The organism is Streptomyces sp. NPDC093544 (genome assembly GCF_040683495.1).
GTDB lineage: Bacteria > Actinomycetota > Actinomycetes > Streptomycetales > Streptomycetaceae > Streptomyces.
In genome coordinates, this window is the sequence record NZ_JBFBEA010000007.1 from 348,240 (window position 1) to 364,268 (window position 16,029).

Sequence of the window (16,029 nt, forward strand, 5' to 3'; positions counted from 1 at the left end):
TGTTCAAGACTGTAACCGAAGGCCTGGATGGTGGAGAGAGCCGTCCGAACCGCGAGATGCCAGCGACACACCAAACGCTGCCGCGGCGACGGGCACAAGCATCCCAATGAACGCAAGGGAGAGCCGCACGTGCTTGAAGACGTCGAGCGCTGGCTGAGCACGCGCTCCTGGTCCGTGACTGACCGGCCGCTCAAGAAGCTCATAGCCGCGAAACGATCCACCAACTCCACGGTGAGCGTGGTCCTGCCCGCGCTCAACGAGGAGGCGACGGTCGGCGAGATCGTCTCCATCATCCGCCGCGACCTGATGACTCGCAAAGTCCCCCTCGTCGACGAGATCGTCGTCATCGACTCGGGCTCGACGGACCGCACCTCCGAGGTCGCCGCCGCCGCCGGTGCCCGGGTCGTTCACCGGGACGAAATACTCCCCCGCATCCCGGCCGTGCCCGGCAAGGGTGAGGTCCTGTGGCGGTCACTCCTCGTGACGAGCGGTGACATCGTTTGCTTCATCGACGCGGACCTCAAGGAGTTCTCGTCGGACTTCGTCTCCGGGATCGTGGGGCCGCTGCTCACCGATCCGGGCGTGGACCTGGTCAAGGCGATGTACGACCGCCCGCTGAACCTGCCGGGTGAACCCACCTCCGGCAGAACTGCGGCCGGTCAGGGCGGTCGCGTGACCGAACTGATGGCCCGCCCCCTGCTGAACATGCACTGGCCGCAGCTGGCCGGCTTCGTCCAGCCGCTCGGCGGCGAGTACGCGGCCCGCCGCACCCTCCTCGAACAGCTCCCGTTCCCCGTCGGATACGGCGTGGAGCTGGGCATGCTCGTCGACGCGCTGCACCTGGTGGGCCTGGACGCGCTCGCCCAGGTCGACGTCGGCGTCCGCAAGCACCGGCACCAGGACGGCCAGGCGCTGGGCCGGATGTCCGCCGCGATCTATCGCACCGCACAGCTCCGGCTCGCCCGCGGCCACCTCATCCGGCCGGCCATCACCCAGTTCGAACGGGGCGAGTCCGGCTTCGAGCCGCGCACGTACTCGGTCGATACGGAGGAACGGCCTCCGATGTCGGAAATCTCGGAGTATCAGTCACGCAAAGCGGCGTAATCCGTCGGCGGTATACGTCTCCGCGGCACCCCGTCCGTACGTTTGAGCGTTTCCGGGCCGGGCTAGATTGAGGCGTATGGCTTCCACGGCTTCGACTGCTGCTTCCACGGCATCCCCGCAGGGCTCCCACCGGATCCTCGTCGCGTCCAACCGCGGCCCGGTCTCCTACGACGTGCGCGAAGACGGCGAGCTACAGGCCAAGCGCGGCGGCGGCGGCCTGGTCTCGGGCCTGTCGGCGATCGGCCCGGACGCGGGCGCCCTGTGGGTGTGCTCGGTGCTCGGCGACGGGGACCGCGAGGCGGTACGGCGCGGGGTCGGCGAAGACGGCGTACGGATGCTGGACATCGACGCCGAGGTGCACGCGGACGCCTACAACGGGATCGCCAACTCGGTGCTGTGGTTCGTCCACCACATGCTCTACCAGACGCCGCTGGAGCCGGTCTTCGACGTGGAGTTCCGGCGCCAGTGGGCGTCGTACGAGGCCTACAACCGGGCCTTCGCGCGGGCGCTGGCCGACGAGGCTGCCGAGGGCGCCGTGGTGGTCGTACAGGACTACCACCTCACCCTGGTCCCCGGCATGCTGCGGGAGCTCCGCCCCGACCTGCGGATCGGGCACTTCTCGCACACGCCGTGGGCGCCGGTCGACTACTTCCGCATGCTCCCCGACGACATCGCCGAGCAGGTGCTGCGCGGCATGCTCGGCGCGGACCGCCTCGGCTTCCTCACCCACCGCTGGGCGTCCGCGTTCACCGCGTGCGCGCAGGAGCTGGTCGGCGGCCTCGGTGACACCCGCGTCGGCGTGCACGGGCTCGGCGCGGACGCGGACTTCCTGCGCAAGCGTTCGCACGAGGCGGATGTCGCCGACCGGATGGCCACCCTGCGTGAGCAGATCGGGGCGACGGCTGAGGGGGCGCCGCGGAAGGCGATCGTGCGGGTCGACCGCACCGAGCTGTCGAAGAACATCGTGCGCGGACTGCTGTCCTACCGGCAGCTCCTGGAGGACCAGCCGGACTGGCGCGAGCGGGTCGTGCACGTCGCCTTCGCCTACCCGTCCCGGCAGGACCTCGCCGTGTACCGCGACTACACGGCCGAGGTGCAACGGGTCGCCGACGACATCAACTCCACCTACGGCACACCCGGTTGGACCCCGGTCGTCCTCCACGTCAAGGACGACTTCGCCCGCTCCCTCGCCGCGTACCGGCTCGCCGACGTGGCCCTGGTCAACCCCATCCGGGACGGCATGAACCTCGTCGCCAAGGAGGTGCCGGTCGTCTCCGACGAGGGGTGCGTGCTGGTGCTGTCCCGGGAAGCGGGGGCGTACGAGGAGCTGGGCGAGGACGCGATCGTGGTGAACCCGTACGACGTGGTCGGCACGGCGCGGGCGTTGCACGAGGCGTTGTCGATGGGGGCGGGGGAGCGAGCGGAGCGCACGAAGCGGCTCGCTGCCGCGGCGACTGCGCTGCCTCCGGCGCAGTGGTTCCTGGAGCAGTTGCGGGAGTTGGAGGGCAGGCCCTAACCGAGCCGCGCCGCCAGGGCCCTCAGCAGCTGCACGACTCCCGCCGGGCCGTCCACCACCAGGTCGGCCCGCTCCGCCAGTTCCGTGACCTCCGCGCTGCCGCTGCACACCAGGAGGCCCGGGATGCCTTCGGCGCGGAGCTTGTCGACGGCGGCGAAGGCGGGGAGGTCACCGAGGTCGTCCCCGGCGTAGAGGACGGCTTCGGCGGCGGTCTCGCGGACGTGCGCGAGGAGGGCAACGCCCTTGTCCATCCCCGGCGGGCGGAGTTCCAGAACCATGCGGCCCGGCTCGACGATCAGGCCGTGCCGGCCGGCCAGGTCGGTGAGGGGCTCGCGCAGGGCCTCGAACGCCGCCTGCGGGTCCGCCGCGCGACGGGTGTGGACGGCGACGGCCCGGCCTTTCTCCTCGATCCAGGTGCCCTTCCAGGCGCCGACCGTGTCGAGAAGGCCCGGCAGCTCGGCGCGGACGGCTGCGACGCCGGGGTGCGGGGCGGGGGCACTGACCGTGCCGCTCCGCGCGTCCCAGCGCTCGGCGCCGTAGTGCCCGAGCACGACCAGGTGCTCCAGTCCCGGCACACCCGCGAAGCCACCGTGCTCGACCGCCACGGAGGCCGGCCGGCCGGTGACGACCGCCACGGAGGCGACCTTCGGGGCGAGGGCCGCGAGTGCGGGGACCGCGTCCGGGTGGGCGCGGGCCTGCTCGGGGTCCGCGACGATCGGCGCGAGCGTCCCGTCGAAGTCGAGCCCGATCACCACGTGGCCCGGGCGGTCGAGGATGGCGTCGAGGCCGGCGCGGCCGGCGGGGGTGGTGGGGATCGGCAGGGGATCCGCATGGCTGGCCATACGGCGACTTTAACGGGGCTGGAGATCTTTTCAGCCCGTCCGGCGATTGAGGACGAGGCCGTCCAGGCCGAAAGCGGGGGTCTGGGGGCGGCAGCCCCCAGATACGGGACGGGAAGGGGCGGAGGGGGCGAAAAACCACCCCCCCCCCCCGTCACCGCTCCCCCCGCCGCCCCTCCCGAACCCTCCGCAGCCGATTCACCGTCACCGGATCATGCGCAAGCGCCCGCGGATCATCGATCAGCGCGTTGAGCAGCTGGTAATACCGCACAGGCGCCAACCCCAGCTGCTCCCGTATCGCCCGCTCCTTCGCCCCGGGCCCCCCGAACCCACGGCGCTCCATGGCAAGAATCCCCCGCTCCCGCGGACCGAGCCCCTCCATGGATTCCATGGACAGAACCGTAGCCCCGACCACTGACATCAGAGTTACGACGCGTTGTCCGCCGCGTCAGCCTCCGCCTGGAGCGACCCCAGCACCCCGGCCGGACTCCCGCTCCCCCCCACGGCCTTCCCGATCTGCGCCTTGACGTCGGCGTTGACACTGGCCCAGGAGGTCTTGTTGACGGGGTACAGCTCGGCGGTGGTGAGCTCGTCGAGGAACGGGGCGAGGTCCTGATCGTCCGCGTCGCCTGCCATGGCCTCGGACGCGGACGTGGTGACCGGCAGCAGGTCGTACTCGCGGGAGAAGGCGAGCACGTTCTTGTCGCTGTAGACGAAGTCGAGGAAGTCACCGACCTGCTCGGCGTGACCGTTCTGCTTGAAGGCCATCATCCAGTCGGCGACGCCCAGCGTGGACTTGCTCGGACCATCGACCCCGGGCATCGGCACCATGCCGAAGTCGACACCCTTCGCGGCGGCCATCTTCATCAGCGTGGGATGCCCGCTGAGCATCCCGACCTCGCCCTCCGTGAACGCGGCGAACGCGTCCGCCCGGTTGAGCTTGTCGGGCGCGGTGGGCCCGGTGAGCCCCTTGCCGACGAGTTCGTCCTTGAGCCAGGTGAAGGTCTTGACGTTCTCCTGGGAGTCGATGGAGTACGTACCGACGTTGTTGGTGTAGCCGCCGTCGCCGCTCAGCATCCACTGCAACGTCTCGGCCTGCGCCTCCTCGGGCCCCAGCGGCAGCGCGTACGGGTACTTCACGCCCGCGGCCTTGAGCACCTCGGCGTCGGAAGCCAGCTGGTCCCAGGTCTTCGGCGGGGTGAGCCCGGACTGGGTGAAGAGGGTCTTGTTGTAGAAGAGCAGCCGGGTGGAGGAGGCGAACGGCAGGCCGTACTGCGCTCGTTCCTGCTCGCCCGCGTCGGTGAGCTGGAGGGCGAAGTTGGCCTGGACGGGTATGGAGAGCAGTTCGTCGGCCGTGTAGAGCCGGCCCTTGGCGGCGTAGTCGGCATACGCGCCGATCTGCGCCATGTCGGGCGCCTCCCCGGCCGCGACCATCTCGCTGACCTTGCGGTCGACGTCGGTCCAGGAGTAGACGCTGACCTCGACCTTGACTCCCGGATGGCCGGCCTCGTACTCCTTGACCAGGTTGTCCCAGTACTTCTGGGAGCTGTTGGCGTCGGAGTCGCCGTAGTCGGCGGCCACCAGCCTCAGGGTCACGTCTCCGGAGCCGCCGGAGCTTCCGCAGCCTCCGAGGGTGGCTGTCATGCCCAGTGCGGACACCGCCGCGATCATTCCTGTCCTACGCCGCCGCACCGCTTTTGCCCCAACCCTGTGTCGATTCGCCGTTCGATATTCCGGCATAAGGTCTACACCACGTAAGTGGACTAGACCTCTTCCGGGTTGACGGGCCACACTGTCCTCGTGAGACATGTCATCGCCCTCGATGTGGGCGGCACCGGGATGAAGGCCGCCCTCGTCGGCGCCGACGGCGAACTGCTCCACCAGGCGCGCCGGGCGACCGGCCGCGAACGCGGGCCCGACGCCGTCGTCGAGAGCATCCTCGGCTTCGCGGCCGAGCTGCGCGCGTACGGCGAGCAGCACTTCGGCGAGGGAGCCACGGCCGCCGGTGTCGCCGTCCCCGGCATCGTCGACGCCGACCGCGGCATCGCCGTGTACTCGGCCAACCTCGGCTGGCGCGACGTACCCATGCGCGAACTGCTCGGCACCCGGCTCGGCGGCGTACCGGTGGCGCTCGGGCACGACGTGCGCACCGGCGGGCTCGCGGAGGGCCGGATCGGCGCCGGGCGGGGAGCGGACCGTTTCCTCTTCGTTCCGCTCGGCACCGGGATCGCGGGCGCGATCGGCATCGGCGGCAGCGTGGAGGCGGGCGCACACGGCTTCGCGGGCGAGATCGGCCACATCGTCGTACGGCCCGGGGGAACCCCCTGTCCCTGCGGCCAGCACGGCTGCTTGGAGCGGTACGCGTCCGCCGCGGCCGTCAGCCAGGCCTGGGCGGCGGCCTCCGGGGACCCGGAGGCCGAGGCGGCGGACTGCGCGAAGGCCGTCGAGTCCGGCGACGAGCGGGCCGTACGGGTCTGGCGCGACGCCATCGACGCGCTCGCCGACGGGCTCGTCACCGCGCTCACCCTGCTGGACCCCCGCACGCTGATCATCGGTGGCGGTCTCGCCGAGGCCGGGGAAACCTTGTTCACACCACTGCGGGCCGCGGTCGAGCGGCGCGTGACCTTCCAGAAGCTGCCGTCGATCGTCCCCGCGGCCCTCGGGGACACCGCCGGGTGCCTGGGCGCCGGGCTGCTGGCCTGGGACCTGCTGACCACCACTGCCCCTGTTGACGCCACTGACCCCATTGACCCCACTGACCTCTCGGAGGTAACCACCTGATGGCCACTAGCAAGGTTTTCGCCGGTGCACAGGTGGTACTGCCCACCGGGATCGTGGACGGCGGCCGCGTGATCGTCGACGGCGCGCGGATCGTCGGGAGCGCTCCCGCGGATGCCGAGACGGTCGATCTGTCCGGGCACTGGCTCGTCCCCGGCTTCGTCGACCTCCACAACCACGGCGGCGGCGGCGCGTCCTTCACCTCGGGCACGGTCGAGGACGTCCTCAAGGGCATCCACACCCACCGCCTGCACGGCACCACCACGACCGTCGCCTCCACGGTCACCGGCGACATGGACGGCCTCGCCCAGCGCGCCGGGCTGCTCTCCGAGCTGGCGGAGCAGGGCGACCTCGCGGGCATCCACTTCGAGGGCCCGTTCATCTCGCCCTGCCGCAAGGGCGCGCACTCCGAGAAACTGCTGCGCGACCCGGACCCGGCGGAGGTCCGCAAGCTGATCGACGCGGCGCGCGGCCGGGCCCAGATGGTCACCCTCGCCACCGAACTGCCGGGCGGCATCGACTCCGTACGCCTGCTGGCCGAGCACGGGGTGATCGCGGCGATCGGCCACACGGACGCGACGTACGAGCAGACGGTCGAGGCCATCGAGGCGGGCGCGACCGTGGCGACGCACCTGTTCAACGCGATGCCTGCGCTCGGCCACCGCACGCCGGGCCCGATCGCGGCCCTCCTTGAGGACGACCGGATCACGGTCGAGCTGATCAACGACGGCACGCACCTGCACCCGGCCTCGCTGGAGCTGGCGTTCCATCACGCGGGCCCCGGCCGGGTCGCGTTCATCACGGACGCCATGGACGCGGCCGGCTTCGGCGACGGCCGCTACATGCTCGGCCCGCTGGAGGTCGAGGTCTCGGAAGGCGTCGCCCGCCTGGTCGAGGGCGGCTCGATCGCGGGCTCCACGCTCACACTCGACCGCGCATTCAAGCGCGCGGCCACCATCGACAAGCTGCCGGTCGAGAACGTTGTCGCGGCCCTCTCCGCCAACCCGGCCCGCCTGCTGGGGATGTACGACCGCATCGGCTCGCTGGAGCCCGGCAAGGACGCCGACCTGGTGATCCTCGACTCCGACTTCGAGCTCAAGGGCGTGATGCGCAGGGGCGAATGGGTGGTGGATCCTCAACTGGGCTGACTCGCAGCCCAGGTTGTCGGGGTTCGATGGTCGAGGGAGACCGGCGTGACCCTCACGGTCACGCTGAACACCGCCCTCGACCTCACCTATCGCGTACGGTCCCTGCGCCCGCACGCCTCCCACCGGGTCACCGAAGGGCCCGAAGAGCCCGGACCGCCGAGCCTGCGCCGTGGCCCTCTCGGCGGCGCGGCGACCGTACTGGCCCCCGTGGCGGGCGAGTTCGACCGCCGGACGTACGAGGAACTACTGGTACCTGGCCACGGTCACGCGAGCGTGGCCCAGCTACCGCTAATCCTTGACCTGGCCTGCCTTCAGCCGCAGCTGGTCCAGCAGGACATTGCAGCTGTCGCCGTCCTGGCAGGAGACGGAGATCGTGTTGGTGCCCTTGGTGAGGGTGGGCCACGAGTAAGTCTCCGTCCAGCCCTTCGCGAAGTCACCGTCGGCGGCATGCGCGAAGTTGCCCAGGTTCAGCTTGCTGCCGAACTCCTTGCCGTTGACGGTGAGCGTCATCTTCCCGTCGGAGCCGGCCACGCTGTAGCGCGTGAAGAGGGTGTAGGTGCCGTCCTCGGGAATGCCGTTGACGGTCCAGGTGACCTGGGCGCCGACCTGGTTGAGACCCGTCACATAGACACCGCCGTCGGCCTGCGCGCCCTCGACGTCCGATGCCGTCGCCACGCCGGTGCCGAGGTTCAGCGCCTTCGCGTCGATGGTCGGCAGCTCGGCCGCGGCCTGCTCGCCGGCGGACTCGCTCGGTGACGCACTCTGCGACGTCGACGGCGTCGAGGAGGCCGTGGCGCCGCCGGCCTTGTCGTCGTCGTCCGAGTTGCTGCTGAGCATGGCGATACTGATGCCGATGACGACGGCGGCGACCACCGCGATCGCGCCGATGAGGAGGCCCTTGGTGTTGGGCCCGTTCGATCCGCGCCCGCGCCCGCCGCCGTCACCGACCGATCCGTGCCGGGCCGTGACCGGGCCGCCGGGAACGGTCTCGGGCGCCGCGTAGTTCGCGTTCTGCTGACCGTACGCGCCCTGCTGACCGTAGGCCTGGGGCTGCTGCGGGACCTGCTGACCGTAGGCCTGCTGCTGGCCGTACTGCGCGGTCGGGGCCTGCTGGCCGTACCCGGCCTGCCCGCCCTGCTGCGGTCCGTTACGGCGCTCGCCGACCGCACGCACCCGGTTCACCGAGCCGGGGTAGCCGTAGCCGCCGCCACCACTGGGCGGGGTCGCTCCGTTGGCCTGGCCGTCCTCGTACAGATAGCCGAACGGGTCATCGTCCTCGGGCGTGCTCGCGCCGTTGTTGCCGGGCGTCATCCCTTGGTCTCCTAGCGGGGTGCGGTACAGATACGGACGGTGCAGATTCACTGCATGGATGAATGGCGAGCCTACCCGGTCTCGCTGGGCCAAACGGGTGCCCTCACCGCTTCAACCCACTGACCTGCGACTTATCCGGCTCGCCGATGCGCTTTGGGACGAGAACGTTTCTCGATGTACATCCGCTCGTCCGCGGACTTCAGCACCTCGTCCGCCGTCATACCGCAGTGCGCCCACCCGATCCCGAAGCTGGCGCCCACCCGGACGGCACGGCCATCGACCCTGATGGGCGGGATGATCGCGTTCCGCAGCCGGACGGCGAGGTCCTGCGCGTCGGCCCGGCCGAGCCCGTCGGCGAGCACCACGAACTCGTCGCCGCCGAGCCGGGCGACCGTGTCACCGTCCCGGACGCCGTGCGTGAGCCGGCGCGCGACCTCGATGAGAACTGCGTCACCCGCGTTGTGCCCGAACCGGTCGTTGATCGACTTGAAGCCGTCGAGGTCGCAGAAGAGGACGGCGAGCCCCTTGGTGCCGTCGTCCGTCTCGCCCTCGGGCGCGATGGTGTGCACGTGGTGGTCGAAGGCGTCGTACGCCTCGGAACTGGGCCACGGGTCGAAGCCGTGCCCGTTCCCGTCGTAGGCGAGCTGGCCGCCGCCGTGTCCGTCCCCGTTGCCGTTCCCGTCGTACGGGCCGAGTTCGCCGCTCGGGAGCGCCCCCATGGCGGCCTGCTGCTGCCCGTGCGTGTACGCCGCGTCCAGGGACTCGATCGCGCCCGGGGGCAGCGCCAGCGGGCGCTGACAGAGGCGGGAGCTGAGCCGGGAGCGCAGCTCGGCCGAGTTCGGCAGGCCGGTGAGGGAGTCGTGGGAGGCGCGATGGGCGAGCTGGAGCTCGCGGCGCTTGCGGTCCTCTATGTCCTCGACGTGGGTGAGCAGAAACCGGGGGCCGTCGGCGGCGTCCGCGACCACGGAGTTGCGCAGTGACACCCAGACGTAGGTGTTGTCGCGGCGGCAGAGTCTCAGCTCGGCGCGGCCGCCCTCCGCCGAGGTCCGCAGCAGCGTGCCGATGTCCTCGGGGTGAACGAGGTCGGAGAAGGAGTAGCGGCGCATCGCGGACGCGGGGCGGCCGAGCAGCCGGCAGAGCGCGTCGTTGGTCCGCAGGATCCGGCCGTGCTGGTCGCCGCCCATCTCCGCGATGGCCATGCCGCTCGGCGCGTACTCGAAGGCCTGCCGGAAGCTCTCCTCGCTGGCCCGCAGCGCCTGCTGCTCCCGCTCAAGGCGGACAAGTGCGCGCTGCATATTCGCTCGTAGACGCGCGTTACTGATGGCGATGGCGCCCTGGAACGCGTACATCTGAAGCGCCTCACGCCCCCACGCGCCCGGCCGCCGCCCGTTGCGCGGCCGGTCCACGGACAGGACGCCGATCAGCTCGCCGCAGCCGTTGCCGGAGACACCGGGGGTGTACATCGGCGCGAAGAGGCGGTCGGCGGGGTGCCACTCGTCCTCGAAGCGGGGCTCGGGACCGTCGGTGTACCACTGCGGTACGTCGTCCTCGTCGAGGACCCAGCCCTCGGTGTGGGGTATGAAGCGCAGGTCGCCCCAGGCCTCGCCCATGGTCAGCCGACGGTCCCAGGAGGCGCGGGAGCCGACGCGGCCGGTGATGAGGGCCTCGGCGGCGGAGTTGCCGGCGAACGCGGCGCACACGAGGTCGCCGTCCGGGCGTACGAGGTTGACACACGCAAGCTCGTAGCCGAGACCGGTCACCACTCCGTCCGCGACGGTCTGCAGCGTGTCCGCCAGGCTGCGGGCGGTGTTCATGTCCGCCATCACCGTGTGCAGTTGCCGCAGGGTCGCAAGACGGACGTAGGGCTCCGACTCGGTCTCCATTCGCCCTCCCCTCGAGACCTCGCAGCAACTCCAGGGTTCTCTTCGGCGTACCTGGTTTTCTTCGGCCTACCGCTTGGTAGCTTCTCGCCTAGCGTCCCAGTCACTGAATCACAGCGCGCTGCCCACTCGGTACACAGGGTCAACAAAATATGGCTCCTGTGACTCAAGTCACAGCGTAACGTGAACAATTGAGTGGAGTTTCTGCAGTTTCTCCGTGCGCCTATTGAGCGCATATTAGAGAACTGTGCAAGCGCTGTGCGCGGTTGTGACTGTTGCGTGCCGCGGGGGTGTCGCGGTAAGCGCTCCGGGCCGGTTGCCCGTCGGTTCGGTCGGCCGCCGGTCGGTCCGTAAGTGGGGCGCCCGTCGGCCGGTCGTCCGTCGGTGGTCCTAGGACTCGGCTCGGGCCGAGGACCGATGTGCGGCCCCGGGGTCGGAGACTAGCGTTTCGGCGTGCCGAACACTCCCCCTGCGGCTCCCCCTGTCGCTCCCGCCGCCGCTTCCCCCACCTCTCCCGTGCATGCTGAGGGGGTGAGCAACGACGAGTTCCGCGCCGCCATGTCCCGGCTGGCCGCGGGCGTGGTCCTGGTGACCGCGCACGAGCCCGCGCTGGACCCGGAAGGACCGGGCGGCGAGGACATCGGCATGACAGCGACCGCCTTCATGTCCGTATCCCTCGACCCGCCCCTGGTCATGGTCAGCCTGCGCGACGGCTCCCGCATGGACGACCTGCTCGCCGAACAGCCCCTGTGGGCCGTCTCCGTGCTCTCCGAGAGCCAGCGTCACATCGCGGGCCGCTTCGCCATGAAGGGCCGCATCAGCGACCGCCTCCTCTTCGAGGACATCCCGTACGTACGCGGAGAGGCGTCCGGCGCGCTACTGGTGGGCGGCTCCTTGGCGACCCTGGAGGTCCGCACGGAGCAGCGGGTGCCCGCCGGGGACCACACCCTCGTCATCGGCCGCGTACTGACGACGACGGTGCCGAGCGCGGACGGGGGCCCGCTGACGCATTTCAAGGGCAAGTACCGGCAGTTGGGCTGAGCCCCCATCGACTGAACCCTGTCGACTAGCGACTAGCGACTGCCGGCCGGGGGCCTTACCCCCAGTCGCGCCCGTTGCGCCCGCGCTTGGTGTCGGAACGCTGCTTCTTCTCGCGCAGCCGCCGCTCGTTGATCCCGCGAGGGATGCGGGTCGCCCGGCGGGGCTTGGGCGGGGGCGCGGAAGCCTCGGCGAGGAGGGAGGCCAGCCGTACGGCGGCGGTCTCCCGATTGCGCCACTGCGAGCGGTGCTCGGAGGCGCGGACGGTGATGACCCCGTCGACGAGCCGCCCGGCGAGCCTGTCGAGGGCGCGCTCCTTCCAGACGGGCGGCAGCGCGTTGGTCTTCGCGAGATCGAACCCGAGCTCCACCTGTGTGTCGCTGGTGTTCACGTGCTGTCCGCCGGGCCCGCCGGAGCGCGAGAAACGCCACATGAGCTCGGCCTCAGGGAGGGAGACGGAGCCGCGAATGACGTAAGGACCGGACATGAGGTACATGGTCGCGCGGATGTCCGGTCCACGTCACCAGGTTTTCAGCGGCACCTGGTCTCCAATGGTCCCCAAGGTAAAGAAAGTAAAGCGGCAGGAACCTTCGGTACCCCTCGTGGCGTTCATACAGGTAGCTGTAGCTTCGTGCCCGTACGAAGCCCAAACGTACGAGCACGGTGCGCGTACGCAATGAGGGAAGGGACTCCCAACAATGGCTGTAAGCCTGTCCAAGGGTGGCAACGTCTCGCTCACCAAGGAGGCTCCGGGCCTGACCGCCGTCACCGTGGGCCTCGGCTGGGACGTCCGCTCCACCACGGGTACCGAGTTCGACCTCGACGCCTCGGCGATCGCGGTGAACCCCGAGGGCAAGGTCTACTCGGACAACCACTTCATCTTCTTCAACAACAAGGAGACCCCGGACAAGTCCATCGTCCACACCGGCGACAACCGCACGGGCGAGGGCGCGGGCGACGACGAGGCGATCAACGTCAACCTGGCGGCTCTCCCCGCCGACATCGACAAGATCGTCTTCCCGGTCTCCATCTACGACGCGGAAACCCGCTCGCAGAACTTCGGCCAGGTCCGCAACGCCTACATCCGCATCGTCAACCAGGCCGGCGGCGTCGAGATCGCCCGCTACGACCTGTCGGAAGACGCCGCCACCGAGACCGCCATGGTCTTCGGCGAGCTCTACCGCAACGGCGCCGAGTGGAAGTTCCGCGCGGTCGGCCAGGGCTACGCGTCAGGCCTGACGGGCATCGCCCAGGACTTCGGCGTGAACGTCTGACGTTCGCCCGCGGCACACCAGAGCGGTCAACGGCCGCCCGGCCGGGGAAGGTTCCCCGACCGGGCGGCCGTGCCGTTACCCACGCAATAATCTGCCCCGCATGATCCTCGAAGTTCTCCCAGCCGCCCCCGACATCCCGTCCCCCCTCCTCACCGAACTCACCGCCCTCTACGCCTCCAACCGCGCCTTCCACGCCCTCAGCGGGGACTTCCCCGACCCGGACGACATCCGCCCGGAGCAGGTCGCGGCGGCGCTGGCCGAGGAGTTGGCGAACCCGGACGTGGAGGTTCTGCTGGCTCGTGGGAGCGTCGGGGGGCGGCTCGTCGGGGTCGTGATCACGCTCGCGCAGCACCCCGATCCGGCCGATCCGGATCCCTGGATCGGTCTGCTCCTCGTGGATGGGGGCGAGCAACGCCGGGGGTACGGGCGGGAGTTGGTGGGGCTCGTCGAGGGTCGGCTCCGGGGTGCGGGGCGGGTCGGCGTGCGGCTTGCCGTTCTTGACAGCAACCCCAGCGGGCTCGCGTTCTGGACCGCGCTCGGGTACGAGGTCATCGGGCGGCGTGAGGACCGGCAACTCCGGCGGCCCTGCGCGGTGTTGCGCAAAACGCTGCGGACGCCGCGTCCGGCGGCACGCGTCGCCGTTCTCGATCCCGACGGCTCGGTCTTCCTCTTCCAGTACGACAACGACGAGGTGGGCATCCACTGGGCCACGCCCGGCGGAGGGCTCGAACCCGGGGAGAGCCCGCGGGAGGGCGCCCTGCGGGAGCTGCGCGAGGAGACCGGGTGGACCGACCTGGAGCCGGGGGCCCTGCTCTGCGCCTGGGAGCACGACTTCAACCGGGCCGGAGTTCCCGTACGCCAGCACGATCACATCTACGTGGCACGCGGACCACGCCGCGAGCCTGTCGGCGACCATCTCGGCGTCTCGCACGCCGAGGAGGGGATCCTCGGCTGGCACTGGTGGACCCCGCAAGAACTGGCCGCCTCGCCCGAGCCCATCTGGCCGCCCCAACTACCTTCACTGCTCGCCGGGTTGGACGATTCCACCACATCCGGCTGAGAGGGCCGCTCACGGCTTCGCCGGCTTCCCCTCCCCGTACAGCCAGTCCTTCCAGATCGCGCCGAAGTCGGCGTCCGGCGCGGACTTCTCGACGTACGCCGTGAAGTCGGCGGTGTCCGCGTTGCCGTGGCGGTGGGCGGCGGCCCAGCCGCCGATGATGTCGTGGAAGGTGTCGTCGCCGACGGTCTGCCGGATCTTGTGGAGGACCATCGCGCCGCGTTCGTAGACGGGGCTGTCGGAGAGGTGCGCGGCGCTGGAGGGCTTGGCGGGCGGGAAAGCCCAGACCGCCTCGTTGAGCTCCGGGTCGTCGTAGTAGTCGCCCTTGTAGAGGGAGTTGAAGATCTCGTCGGCGGTGTCGCCGTCGTGGTCCTCCTGCCACAGCCACTCCGCGTACGTGGCGAAGCCCTCGTTGAGCCACATGTCCCGCCAGGTCCTGGGGGTGACGGAGTCGCCGTACCACTGGTGGGCCAGTTCGTGGACGAGGAACTCGGTGTCCGGGGCGCCGGGGAAGACCGGGCGGTTCTGGGTCTCCAGGGCGTAGCCCGCGTCCTCCTCGCGGTCGACGATCGCACCCGTCGAGGAGAAGGGGTACGGGCCGAAGTTGGCCTCCTCCCACTCCATGACCTCGGGGATGCTCGCGAGCACCTGCTTGCTCGCCTCGGCCTGCGTCGGATCGACGGCGACGATCACCGGCAGGCCGTTCTTCGTCGTGGAGCGGGTGATGTCGTACCGGCCGATCGCGACCGTCGCCACATAGCTCGCCATCGGTTCGGCGATGTGCCAGGTGGCGGTCGTACGGCCGTTCAGCGTCGTCTCGTCCTTCAACTCGCCGTTGGAGACGGCCCGCAGGCCCTCGGGGACGGTGACCTTGATGTCGTACGACGCCTTGTCGGAGGGGTGGTGGTTGCCGGGGAACCATGTCATCGAACCGGTGGGTTCGCCGAGCGCGAGGGCGCCGTCCGCCGTGCGCAGCCAGCCCTCCTCCGAGCCGTCGGGGTCGGTGAGAGTCTCGGGGGTGCCGGAGTAGCGGACCGTCGTGCGGAAGGTGTCGCCCTTGTCGAGATCGTCGTGCGGGCGCACGGTGAGTTCGTGGCCTGCGCGGTTCCAGCGGGCGTCCGCACCCTCCCCCTCGCTTCCGACGGTGACCTCGTCGACGTCCAGCCCCTCCAGGTCGAGGTTGAAAGCGCTGAGGTCCTGGGTGGCCTTGGCCGTGATCTCCGCCGTCCCGTTCAAGCGCTTGGTCGCCGGGTCGTAGGAGAGGGTCAGGCCGTAGTGCGTGACGTCGTAGCCGCCGTTGCCCAGCTTCGGGAAGTACGGGTCGCGTACGCCTGAGGCACCGGGCTTGCCCTGCACGCCCCCGCTGCACGCGGTGAGCACCAGGGTGATGGCCAGGGCAAAGGGCACGGCGGAGGGCAAGGCGGCGGAGGGTCGGGGCACGTCCGCGATCCTACGAGGGCGTGACACCATCACCAACGTGCTCGACATCGGCTACGCCCTCTCCAACCGCTTTCCCGACCCCCCGCAGACCGACTACCGCCGGGCGGACGTCCACGCGCTGCGTCACGACCTGTTCTGCGGGGACGTCTATCTCGCCGACACCAAGGCGGACCGGGAACTGTCCACAGCCTGGGGATGGGTGCCGGTGCTGGACTTCGCGTGGGCGCTGTGCGACATCGTGGAGCAGCTCGACCGGGATCCGCGCGGGAGTCGGGCCTCGCGGCCGCAGCGTGCGGAGCTCGACTTCACGGAGTCGACGGACCGGATGCTCTTCGAGCGGCGGTTCGGGTGGGTGGATGTCGAGGCGGACTGGATGCGGGTCGAGGAGCCGGCGCTCACCTTCTCCCACGCCGAGCTTCGGCGTGAGGCGCGCGACTTCCTGCACGATCTGATCGCCGACCTTGTCGATCTCCACGAGGGGCTCCGCGACAATCCGGCGGTGTGGACGCTGGAGGCTCGGTTTCCTCGGGTGGCGTGAGGGCGGGGCCGGCGTGGGAGTTTTTTCGCCCCCTCCGCCCCTGCCCGTCCCTTGTTCCTGGGGGCTGCCGCCCCCAGACCCCCGCACCGCGCTGAACGCGCTCGTC

The 16,029-nt window shown here is 70.3% G+C and carries 15 protein-coding genes and 1 pseudogene; 9 read left to right on the forward strand and 7 right to left on the reverse strand.

Annotated features, from left to right (window positions below; genetic code table 11):
* Positions 1-129: 129 nt before the first annotated feature.
* Entirely contained in the window at positions 130-1,104 is a 975-nt protein-coding gene (locus tag AB0N66_RS13335; RefSeq protein WP_365432660.1) for a glucosyl-3-phosphoglycerate synthase, read from the forward strand.
* Positions 1,105-1,180: 76 nt separating this feature from the next.
* Entirely contained in the window at positions 1,181-2,620 is a 1,440-nt protein-coding gene (locus tag AB0N66_RS13340; RefSeq protein ID WP_365432663.1) for a trehalose-6-phosphate synthase, read from the forward strand.
* Here the strand turns inward: AB0N66_RS13340 and otsB are convergent.
* The 3 genes from otsB to AB0N66_RS13355 form a co-directional block, all read right to left on the reverse strand.
* On the reverse strand, positions 2,617-3,462 hold the full coding sequence (gene otsB, locus AB0N66_RS13345; RefSeq protein WP_365432666.1) for a trehalose-phosphatase: 846 nt from the start codon (positions 3,460-3,462) through the stop codon (positions 2,617-2,619). The genes AB0N66_RS13340 and otsB overlap by 4 nt on opposite strands.
* 151 nt (positions 3,463-3,613) lie before the next feature.
* Positions 3,614-3,850: a DUF3263 domain-containing protein gene (locus AB0N66_RS13350; RefSeq protein ID WP_365432669.1), complete on the reverse strand. Its 237-nt coding sequence runs from the start codon at positions 3,848-3,850 to the stop codon at positions 3,614-3,616.
* Positions 3,851-3,885: 35 nt separating this feature from the next.
* On the reverse strand, positions 3,886-5,130 hold the full coding sequence (locus AB0N66_RS13355) for an extracellular solute-binding protein (RefSeq protein WP_365432672.1): 1,245 nt from the start codon (positions 5,128-5,130) through the stop codon (positions 3,886-3,888).
* 129 nt (positions 5,131-5,259) lie between these two features.
* Here AB0N66_RS13355 and AB0N66_RS13360 point away from each other — a divergent pair, with 129 nt between their 5' ends.
* The 3 genes and pseudogenes from AB0N66_RS13360 to AB0N66_RS13370 all read left to right on the forward strand — a co-directional run.
* Positions 5,260-6,240, forward strand: coding sequence for an ROK family protein (locus AB0N66_RS13360; RefSeq protein ID WP_365432675.1), 981 nt, complete (start codon positions 5,260-5,262; stop codon positions 6,238-6,240).
* Entirely contained in the window at positions 6,240-7,385 is a 1,146-nt protein-coding gene (gene nagA, locus AB0N66_RS13365) for an N-acetylglucosamine-6-phosphate deacetylase (protein ID WP_365432678.1), read from the forward strand. Before AB0N66_RS13360 ends, nagA begins: the two co-directional genes overlap by 1 nt.
* Before the next feature lie 45 nt (positions 7,386-7,430).
* A pseudogene (locus AB0N66_RS13370) lies at positions 7,431-7,538 on the forward strand (1-phosphofructokinase); the annotation flags it as partial.
* 135 nt (positions 7,539-7,673) lie between these two features.
* Here AB0N66_RS13370 and AB0N66_RS13375 read toward each other — a convergent pair.
* The gene (locus tag AB0N66_RS13375; RefSeq protein WP_365432681.1) at positions 7,674-8,696 is read right to left on the reverse strand and encodes a carbohydrate-binding protein; all 1,023 of its coding nucleotides are present in this window, start codon (positions 8,694-8,696) and stop codon (positions 7,674-7,676) included.
* A gap of 131 nt (positions 8,697-8,827) precedes the next feature.
* The gene (cdgB, locus tag AB0N66_RS13380) at positions 8,828-10,579 is read right to left on the reverse strand and encodes a diguanylate cyclase CdgB (protein WP_365432684.1); all 1,752 of its coding nucleotides are present in this window, start codon (positions 10,577-10,579) and stop codon (positions 8,828-8,830) included.
* A 450-nt stretch (positions 10,580-11,029) separates the two neighbouring features.
* Between cdgB and AB0N66_RS13385 the strand changes: the two genes are divergently transcribed.
* Positions 11,030-11,617 (forward strand): flavin reductase family protein, encoded by a 588-nt coding sequence (locus tag AB0N66_RS13385; protein ID WP_365432687.1) that lies wholly within the window; start codon positions 11,030-11,032, stop codon positions 11,615-11,617.
* Positions 11,618-11,672: 55 nt separating this feature from the next.
* Here the strand turns inward: AB0N66_RS13385 and arfB are convergent, their stop codons facing one another.
* A complete protein-coding gene (gene arfB, locus AB0N66_RS13390) occupies positions 11,673-12,101 on the reverse strand; it encodes an alternative ribosome rescue aminoacyl-tRNA hydrolase ArfB (RefSeq protein WP_365432690.1) in 429 nt (142 codons plus the stop codon).
* Positions 12,102-12,312: 211 nt separating this feature from the next.
* Between arfB and AB0N66_RS13395 the strand changes: the two genes are divergently transcribed.
* Positions 12,313-12,888, forward strand: a complete 576-nt coding sequence (locus AB0N66_RS13395; RefSeq protein WP_365432693.1) for a TerD family protein — start codon at positions 12,313-12,315, stop codon at positions 12,886-12,888.
* 100 nt (positions 12,889-12,988) lie between these two features.
* Entirely contained in the window at positions 12,989-13,948 is a 960-nt protein-coding gene (locus AB0N66_RS13400) for a bifunctional GNAT family N-acetyltransferase/NUDIX hydrolase (protein ID WP_365432696.1), read from the forward strand.
* 9 nt (positions 13,949-13,957) lie between these two features.
* Here AB0N66_RS13400 and AB0N66_RS13405 read toward each other — a convergent pair whose 3' ends face one another.
* Positions 13,958-15,415 (reverse strand): M1 family metallopeptidase, encoded by a 1,458-nt coding sequence (locus AB0N66_RS13405; protein WP_365432779.1) that lies wholly within the window; start codon positions 15,413-15,415, stop codon positions 13,958-13,960.
* Between the two features lie 7 nt (positions 15,416-15,422).
* On the opposite strand from AB0N66_RS13405, the gene AB0N66_RS13410 reads away from it, so the two are divergent.
* The gene (locus AB0N66_RS13410; protein WP_365432698.1) at positions 15,423-15,923 is read left to right on the forward strand and encodes a hypothetical protein; all 501 of its coding nucleotides are present in this window, start codon (positions 15,423-15,425) and stop codon (positions 15,921-15,923) included.
* Positions 15,924-16,029 lie beyond the last annotated feature (106 nt).